The organism is Mitsuaria chitosanitabida ATCC BAA-476 = NBRC 102408 (assembly GCF_001598255.1).
In the GTDB taxonomy this organism is placed as follows: Bacteria; Pseudomonadota; Gammaproteobacteria; order Burkholderiales; family Burkholderiaceae_C; genus Roseateles; species Roseateles chitosanitabidus.
In genome coordinates this window covers 131378-139502 of record NZ_BCYP01000021.1, presented here as the reverse complement: position 1 = coordinate 139502, position 8125 = coordinate 131378, and the positions used below count along the sequence as shown (strand labels likewise).

General features: G+C 73.5%; 5 protein-coding genes. All 5 read right to left on the bottom strand.

Annotation, left to right across the window (positions count from 1 at the left end):
- The coding region (locus tag MCHT01_RS14660; protein WP_245643314.1) for an HPP family protein at nt 1-520 on the bottom strand (520 nt) is incomplete at its 3' end.
- A gap of 160 nt (nt 521-680) precedes the next feature.
- The gene (locus tag MCHT01_RS14655) at nt 681-1241 is read right to left on the bottom strand and encodes a chorismate--pyruvate lyase family protein (RefSeq protein ID WP_067066073.1); all 561 of its coding nucleotides are present in this window, start codon (nt 1239-1241) and stop codon (nt 681-683) included.
- A gap of 66 nt (nt 1242-1307) precedes the next feature.
- Entirely contained in the window at nt 1308-2123 is an 816-nt protein-coding gene (gene proC, locus MCHT01_RS14650) for a pyrroline-5-carboxylate reductase (protein ID WP_067066072.1), read from the bottom strand.
- Nucleotides 2124-2251: 128 nt separating this feature from the next.
- Nucleotides 2252-3817, bottom strand: coding sequence for an aminotransferase-like domain-containing protein (locus MCHT01_RS14645; protein WP_084452659.1), 1566 nt, complete (start codon nt 3815-3817; stop codon nt 2252-2254).
- A gap of 674 nt (nt 3818-4491) precedes the next feature.
- The gene (locus MCHT01_RS14640; RefSeq protein ID WP_084452657.1) at nt 4492-8085 is read right to left on the bottom strand and encodes an L-glutamate gamma-semialdehyde dehydrogenase; all 3594 of its coding nucleotides are present in this window, start codon (nt 8083-8085) and stop codon (nt 4492-4494) included.
- Between the last annotated feature and the right edge of the window lie 40 nt (nt 8086-8125).

Below are 8125 nucleotides of genomic sequence, written 5' to 3'. Positions count from 1 at the left end.
CCCCCGCCGGCGGGGGCGCCGCGGGCGCGGCGATCTGCGGATGCGGATAGCGGCGACCCGTCACGCTGTTGTAGACCATGCCCGCCGCCACCATGGCCAGCGAGTTCAACAGCACCGGGTCCAGCGCGAAGTGCCAGTCCTTGACCCCCGCCAGCACCATCAGCAGCGCGGCCGCGCCGCCCGGCGGATGCAGGCAGCGCAGCAGGAACATCAGGCCGATGGCGGTGCCCACGGCGATCGCGGCGGCCAGCTCGGGCACGTCGCCGAACAGGTGCAGGCAGGCGATGCCCACCAGCGCCGAGGCCGTGTTGCCCATCACCACCGCCCAGGGCTGGGCCAGCGGACTGGCCGGCACGCCGAAGACCAGCACCGCGCTCGCGCCCAGCGGCGCCACCAGCCAGGGCAGGCCCGGCGCATGCGGCGTGTGACGCGCCACCCATTCGGTGAACAGCGCCGTCAGCAGCAGGCCGACGATGGCGCCGGCCACCACGCGCAGCCGCTCGCGGGCGTCCACGCGCATCGGCGCCGGTCGCAGGGCCAGCAGCCAGCGTCGGAAACCGTCCCGGAACCGGCGGCTCGGCGCGCGCGCGGCATCGGCCGCCGGGGCCTGGGGAGCGGCCGTGGCATCGGCCTTCCGAGCGGTCTTGGAATCGGACATGGGGAACTCCGCGCGGCGGGTCTCAGCGCCGCGCCCTGGTCTTGCGCCGGATCGGCCCGGGGTCGCGCAGCGCGACGTCGGGAACGAACAGCTCCATCACCCGCAGCTGCTTGCCGTGCCGCGTGAACACCGAGTTGCGCGACCACTGCATCATCGCAGGCGGGTCCTCGCCGGTGGCCTCGCGCCATTGCGCCGCCATCTGCAGCCAGGTCGCGCCGTGACGCGTCACGCGGCGCGGTCGCAGCTCGCTGCGATGGATGCGGGGATCGTCGTAGAGCAGGTGACCCAGCGGCCGGCTGCCCAGCCCGTTGACGGCCTTCCAGGGGCCCTTGAGCGAGTCGCCATGCACCGCCGAGCGCGCCCACACCAGCGGCACGCCGTCCACGCGCAGCAGCACCTCGCGCACGACGGTCAGCCCGCGGGGCGGCAGGCCCAGCGCGGCGCGCTCCTGCAGCCGCAGCGGGGCCACGGTCTGGCGCAGCACCTGCACCTCATAGCGCCGGCCGGTCGCGGCCAGTCGCTTGCTCAGCGAGCCCGGCGCGCTCAACCACGCGCGCAGGCCCCATCGGTCGGCAATCCCCATCGGTCGGAATCAGTCAGTCCATCGGACTCGGGTCGTCATCGGCATGGCGTCGGCATCGCGCCGCGCTCAGGCCTGCCCGAACTCGTCGCCCAGTTCCCCCGCGCGGCGGTGCGCAGCGATGACCGCGCGCTCGATCGCGGCGCCCACGCCCTCGCCCTGCAGGCTGGTGATCGCGGCGTGCGTCGTGCCGCCCTTGGACGTCACCTTCTCGCGCAGCTGCGCGGGCGGCTCGCCCGAGTGCAGCGCCAGTGCCGCGGCGCCGCCGCAGGTGGCCAGGGCCAGCTCCCGCGCCTTGGCCTCGTCCAGGCCCAGGGCCCGCGCGGCGGCGACCATGTGCTCGATCAGGAAAAAGAAATAGGCCGGGCCCGAGCCCGACAGCGCCGTCACCGTGTCGAGGTCCTCCTCGCGGTCGACCCACAGCGTGCGGCCGGTGGGCGCCAGGATCTGCTCGACCCGCGCGCGGTCCTCCGCGGTCGCGGCCGCGCGGGCGAAGAGCCCGGTGATGCCCGCGCCGATCAGCGCCGGCGTGTTGGGCATGCCGCGCACGACGCGGTCGGAGCCGGTGGCGCGCGCGATCGCGTCGCTGCGCAGGCCCGCCATCACCGAGAGCTGCAGCGCGCCGCCGACGTGCGGCGCGACCGGGGCGGCGGCCTCCTGGAACAGCTGCGGCTTGACCGCCCAGATCACCGCGCGGGCGCGGGCCAGCGAGGCGTCGGCCGCGGCCAGGGGCCGGATGCCGTGCTCGGCGGCGAGGCGCTCGCGCTGGGCCTCGAAAGGCTCGACGACCAGCAGGTCCTCCGCCGGATGCCCGGCTCGGCGCAGGCCGCCGATGATGGCGCCGGCCATGTTGCCGCCGCCGATGAATGCGATGCAGGAACTCATAGAGCGGGGAGTTTAGTCGGCGGCCCATGTCCCCTTGCCGCCGGCGGACGGGACGCGGATCGGGTGTCCGACCTGATGCGATCCGCCCTGCGTGCGCGACGTCGTGGCCGCGTGAAGCCGGTCCGCGCTCAGCGCACCGTGACGTGAGCGCGCGCCCGTTGCAGCAGGGAGTCGCACAGCTCGCCCAGCGTGGCGATGCCGGCGCGCTGCGCGTCGTCCATCGGGATGCCGGCGTTGATGCGCACGAAGCTGTCGAAGCGATTCGAGTTGGAGTACATCAGCCCCGGCCCGAGCCGGATGCCCTTCTCCAGCGCGGCGTCGAACAGCGCCAGCGAGGACAGGCCCTCGGGCAGTTCGACCCACAGGCTAGGACCGCCTCGCGGCATGCTGAGCCGCGTGCCGGGCGGCAGGTGATCGGCGATGGCCGCCGCCATCTGCTCGCGCTGCTGGGCGAGCCTGGCGCGCAGCGTGCGCAGGTGGCGATCGATCTGGCCGCCGGCGAGGAACTCGGCCAGCACGGCCTGGCTGAGCATCTCGTTGGGCCGGCTCTGGGCGTACTTGAGGATCTCGACGCGCGACTGCCAGCGCCCCGCCGACATCCAGCCCACCCGCATCCCGGGCGCCACCGTCTTGTGCAGCGAGGAGCAGAAGATCACCCGCCCCGTCGTGTCCCAGGACTTCACCGCGCGCTGCGGCGTGTCGCACAGCAGCGCGTAGGTGTCGTCCTCGATGAGCGCGAGGTCGCGCGCCTCGCAGCAGGCCAGCAGCGCCTGCTTGGCCGCGTCCGGCATGACCGCCCCGAGCGGGTTCTGCAGGTTGGGCACGACGACGACCGCCTTGAGCCGCGGCTCGCGCGCGGCCGCGTCCTCGAGCGCCTCGACGGACAGGCCCGTGTGCGGGCTGGTGGGGATCTCCAGCGCGCGCAGGCCCAGGCTCTCCAGGATCTGCAGCAGGCCGTAGTAGGTCGGCGACTCCACCGCCACCGCGTCGCCCGGCTGCGTCACCGCGCGCAGCGCGATGCCCAGCGCCTCGGTGCAGCCGTGGGTGATGAGGATCTGCTCGGGCCGCAACTGGATGCTGGCGTCCAGCGCCAGCCGCGCCAGCGCCGTGCGCAATGCCATCAGGCCTTGCGGCTCGGGCTGGGTGCTGAGCACCTCGGGCCGGCGGCGCAGCAGCCGCTGCGCCTGCAGCGCGAGCACCTTGGCCGGGTACATCGAGGGATGCGCGCAGGCGCCGCTCAGGTTGACGCTGACCTTGGCGGAGATGCCGCGGGTGAGGATCTCGGAGATGCGCTCGTGCACGCCGACGAAGCGGGCCGGATCGGCCTGCGTCTGGCGGGGCTCGGCGGCGCGGGCCAGACGCGCGGCCCGTGGCGCGCGCACGAAGTAGCCGGCGCGCTGGCGGGCCTGCAGCAGGCCCTGGCTCTCGAGCAGGCGGCAGGCCTGCAGGGCGGTGCTGAGGCTGACGCGATGCAGCCCCATCAGCGTCCGCACAGAGGGCATGCGGCTGCCGGGCGGCAGGGTGCCGCTGTCGATGGCGTGGCGATAGTGCGCGGCGACCTGCGCGTAGAGCGGGTCGGAGGAGGACGGGTTCAGGCCCGCGGCAGTGCCGCCGGTCGTGCCGGTCCCGCCGGATGCGCCGGACGGGGGCAAGGCGGGGATCGGGGGATCGGTCACGGTCGCGGGCGAAGGCATGCGCGGGATTCTGCGCCGCGCGCGCGGACGGGACCGCAACAGCGGGCGACCAGTCGATACGGAACAGCGCTCGCGAGTCCGCTGTTATGGAGAACAAAGGACCGCGCTGTGCCTGTTCGCGCCAGCCGCGCGCCGGAACACTGGCTCCCGACCTTCCACACGAGGCGCCCTGCCCGGGCGACCAGCCATGCTCATCCACGCTGTTCTGCGACTGCTGCCCCTGCCCTTCTCCTGGCGTCTCGCCGCGCGCGGGTCCGAGCGCGGCGTCATCCCGCGACCGGCAGTGCGTCGCGCGTCGAATGGGGCGTCGAACCCGGCGTCGAGAGCGTCAGAAGCGGGGGGGGTGCCCGGAGCGCGCGGCTCAGCCGGTGCGCTCGAGCAGCGCGAAGGGAGCGATGGGCGCGAGGCAGGCGGTGCGCGGGAGATCTCGCTCGCGCCCGGCCAATGGACGCTGCTGAAGCTCCCGCGCGGGACAGTGCTGCATGTCCACGAGGGCGAGGCCTGCGTCGAGGACGCGCCGCGCCTGTGGGCCGACCACTGCTGGTCGGAGCCCCGCCGGCTGCGCGCCGGCGAGGTCTGCGTGCTCCCACGCGCCGGCTGGTGGCGGATCGACGGACGCGCCGCCGGGCGGACCGGCGGCGTTCAGGGCGGGGGCGCCTCGGGCGCCTGCCGGATCAGTGCACGCCTGCCAGCAGCGCGGCGTTCCCACCCGCGGCGGCCGTGTTGATCGTCAGCGTCTGCTCGGCGACGAATCGGTAGAGCTGGCGCGCATCGGCCAGTTCCACCGTCGGCACCACCGGCAGGATCGCGCCGTCGCGCGAGGCCAGCGCGCGCTGCGCCGTGCGACGCAGCGAGGCCGGGGCCACCACGCCCGCCAGCAGCGGTGCGCGCAGCACGGCATCGAGCTGGTCCGCCGGCAGCAGCGCGATCGCCGAGGCCTCCACGCCGCCGCGCATCAGCGCGTTGCGCAGGTCACGGGCGGCATCGCCGCCGCCGACCACCGCCACCGCGTTGCCGGCCACCAGCGCCGCGCCCAGGGCGCGCGCCAGCTCCTGCTGCGACGCGCCTTCGGCCAGCACCGCGAACACGCCGCGGCCGTGCAGGCGCAGCTCGTTGCTCTCGCCGGTCGGGCCGGGCAGCTCGACATCGTTGAGCCCGCGACGCGCGCCCGCCGCGAAGTCGCGCCAGGCCCCGGTCACCACCGGCGACTGGCCGGCGGCCGAGCGCTCCAGCGCCGCGGCACGGTCCTCGACGGCACGCTCGGCCCAGACTTCATGCGCGTCGAACAGCGGCGCCAGGTCGGCGCCCGCGCCGGTCGTGGTCAGCGCGGTGCCCTCGCCCGCCTCGGCGGACTCGGCGCCCGGCTGCGCGACGAAGCGCAGCAGGTAGTGCGGACCGCCCGCCTTCGGGCCGGTGCCCGACATGCCTTCGCCGCCGAAGGGCTGCACGCCCACCACCGCGCCGATGATGTTGCGGTTCACGTAGACGTTGCCGATGCGGGCCTCGGAGGCCAGGCGCAGCGCGCGGCTGTCAATGCGGGTCTGGATGCCCAGCGTCAGGCCGTAGCCCAGCGCGTTGATCTCGCCCACCACGCCGTCGACGTCGCCGCCCCAGCGCACCACGTGCAGCACCGGGCCGAAGATCTCCTTCTTCAGCGAGGCGATGCTGGGCAGCTCCACCGCCACGGGCGGCAGCAGGCGCGGACGCGCGTCGGCGATGGTCGCCTCGGCGATCAGCGAGGCCTCGCGCTTGAGGCGCTGCACGTCGGCGGAGATCGCCTGGAAGGCTTCCTCGTCGATCAGCGGGCCCACGTCGGTGGCCAGATCGGCCGTGTCGCCGACGCGCAGTTCCTTGACCGCGCCGCGCAGCATCTCGATGACGCCGTCGGCCACCGCCTCGTGCACGGCCAGCAGACGCAGCGCCGAGCAGCGCTGACCCGCGCTGCGGAAGGCCGATTGCACGACCGCGTCGATGACCTGCTCGGGCAGCGCCGTCGAGTCCACGATCATCGCGTTCAGGCCGCCGGTCTCGGCGATCAGCGGCAGCGCCGCGGCGCCCGGCTTGGCCGCCAGCTGGCGGTTGATGATCTGCGCCACCTGCGTCGAGCCGGTGAAGCACACGCCCGCCGTCTGCGGCGCGGCGACCAGGCGCGCGCCCACGGTCTCGCCCTGGCCGTGCAGCAGTTGCAACGCGTCTTCCGGAACGCCCGCGGCGTGCAGCAGCGCGACGCAGTCCCGCGCGATGGCCGGGGTCTGCTCGGCCGGCTTGGCGGCGACCGCATTGCCCGCGGCCAGCGCCGCGACCACCTGGCCCGCGAAGATCGCCAGCGGGAAGTTCCACGGCGAGATGCAGACGAAGACGCCACGCCCGTTCAGCGCGACGCCGTCGGCGGCCAGCCGCTCCGCCTCGTCGGCGTAATAGCGCATGAAATCGATGGCCTCGCGGACTTCGCTGATCGCGTCGCCCAGGCTCTTGTAGGCCTCCTTGACCAGCAGCGCGCAGTACTGCGGCAGTTGCGCCTGCAGCGCGTCGGCGGCGCGGCGCAGCACGGCGGCGCGCTCGGCCACCGGCGTCGCGTTCCAGCCGGCGAAGCCCGATTGCAGGCGCGCCATCGCGGCGTCCACGGCTTCGGGCGTGTCCTCGCTCAGCGTCGGGACGCTGCATTGCGCCAGCGCGTCGAGCAGCGGCTGGCGCTGCTCCGGCACCGCGAGGTCCAGGCCCGAGGAGTTGTCGCGGCCTTGGCCGCTCGCGTCGCGATACAGGTCGACCGGCAGCGGCAGGCTGGACGATTCCTGGATCAGCGTCAGCGGCGAGGCCAGCAGCTCTTCCGGCGCGACCGTCGGGTCGGCCAGCTGGTGGACGAAGGACGAGTTGGCGCCGTTCTCCAGCAGGCGGCGGACCAGATAGGCCAGCAGGTCGCGGTGCTCACCGACCGGCGCGTAGACGCGGCAGGGGATGGAGCCATCCTTGAGCACCTCGCGATAGACGCCCTCGCCCATGCCGTGCAGACGCTGCATCTCGAACTTGGCGCCCAGCGCGCGCGCCATCGCCAGGATCGCGGCGATGGTGCCGGCGTTGTGGCTCGCGAACTGCGGATAGATGACGTCGTGATGCTTCAGCAGCGCCTGCGCGCAGGCCAGGTAGGAGACGTCGGTATGCGGCTTGTGCGTGTAGACCGGATAGCACGACAGGCCTTGCTCCTGGGCGCGCTTGATCTCGCCATCCCAATAGGCGCCCTTGACCAGACGCACCATGAAGCGCAGCCCGTGCTGGCGGGCGATGGCGGCGACCGCCTCCACCACGTCGCGGGCACGGGTCTGGTAGGCCTGCACGGCCAGGCCGAAACCGCGCCATTGCGGGAAGTGCTTGGCGATGCGCTCGGCCAGCACGTCCAGCAGGTCCAGCGACATCTCCAGCCGGTCCACTTCCTCGGCGTCGATGGTCAGGTTGATGTTGGCCTGCGCGGCCTTCTCGACCAGTTGCCACACGCGCGGGAGCAGCTCGGCATAGACGCGCTCGCGCTGCAGCACCTCATAGCGCGAGAACAGCGCCGACAGCTTGATCGAGATGCCGTCGCTGGCTTCGGGCGACTCGGCCTTGCGGCCGCCGGCGATGGCGGCGATCGCGTTCAGATACGAGGCCTGATAGCGCTCGGCGTCCTTCTCGGTGCGGGCGCCCTCGCCCAGCATGTCGTAGGAGAAGCGCAGCTGCGCCTGCACCTTGCGGGCGGCGTCGGCTTCCTTCATCGCTTCCTGGATGTTGCGGCCCAGCACGAACTGGCGGCCCAGCAGCTGGATCGCGCGCACCGTCGCGGCGACCACGGTCTGCGCGCCCAGGCGCTTCATCAGGCCGGAGTCGGACTCGGCGTCCGGCAGGAACTTCTTGGACAGCGAGATCGCGCTCGCCGCCAGACCGGCCAGCATCTTGTGCGGGCCGTCGGAGCCGCCGTCGAAATCAGCGCGGCCGAGCTGGTCGGCGGTCAGCGCGATGGCGGTCTCGGCATCGGGGACGCGCAGCAGCGCCTCGGCCAGACGCATCAGGGCCAGGCCCTCGGCGCTGGTGATGGGGTACTCGCGCAGCAGCGATTCCATGGCCCAGAAGGGCGCCGGATTCGAGCGCACCTGGCGCACCCAGGGTCGCGCCTGATCGATCACCGCGGCCCAGTTCAGCGTGGCCAGTTCGGCGGCGAGCCGGTGCACCAGCGGGAGCTCCTCGCGGTACGGATCGGGCAGGCGGGAGATTTCCGGGGTCAGCGGGAAGGCGGTCATGGGGTCCTCGAATCGGGTGTGGGACCGTTCATGGCCGGCC

What these genes read in the sequence shown, in the direction of transcription:
- MCHT01_RS14655 (WP_067066073.1), bottom strand. Translation starts at nt 1,241, where the DNA reads ATGGGGATTGCCGACCGATGGGGCCTGCGCGCGTGGTTGAGCGCGCCG.
- proC (WP_067066072.1), bottom strand. Translation starts at nt 2,123, where the DNA reads ATGAGTTCCTGCATCGCATTCATCGGCGGCGGCAACATGGCCGGCGCC.
- MCHT01_RS14645 (WP_084452659.1), bottom strand. Translation starts at nt 3,817, where the DNA reads ATGCCTTCGCCCGCGACCGTGACCGATCCCCCGATCCCCGCCTTGCCC.
- MCHT01_RS14640 (WP_084452657.1), bottom strand. Translation starts at nt 8,085, where the DNA reads ATGACCGCCTTCCCGCTGACCCCGGAAATCTCCCGCCTGCCCGATCCG.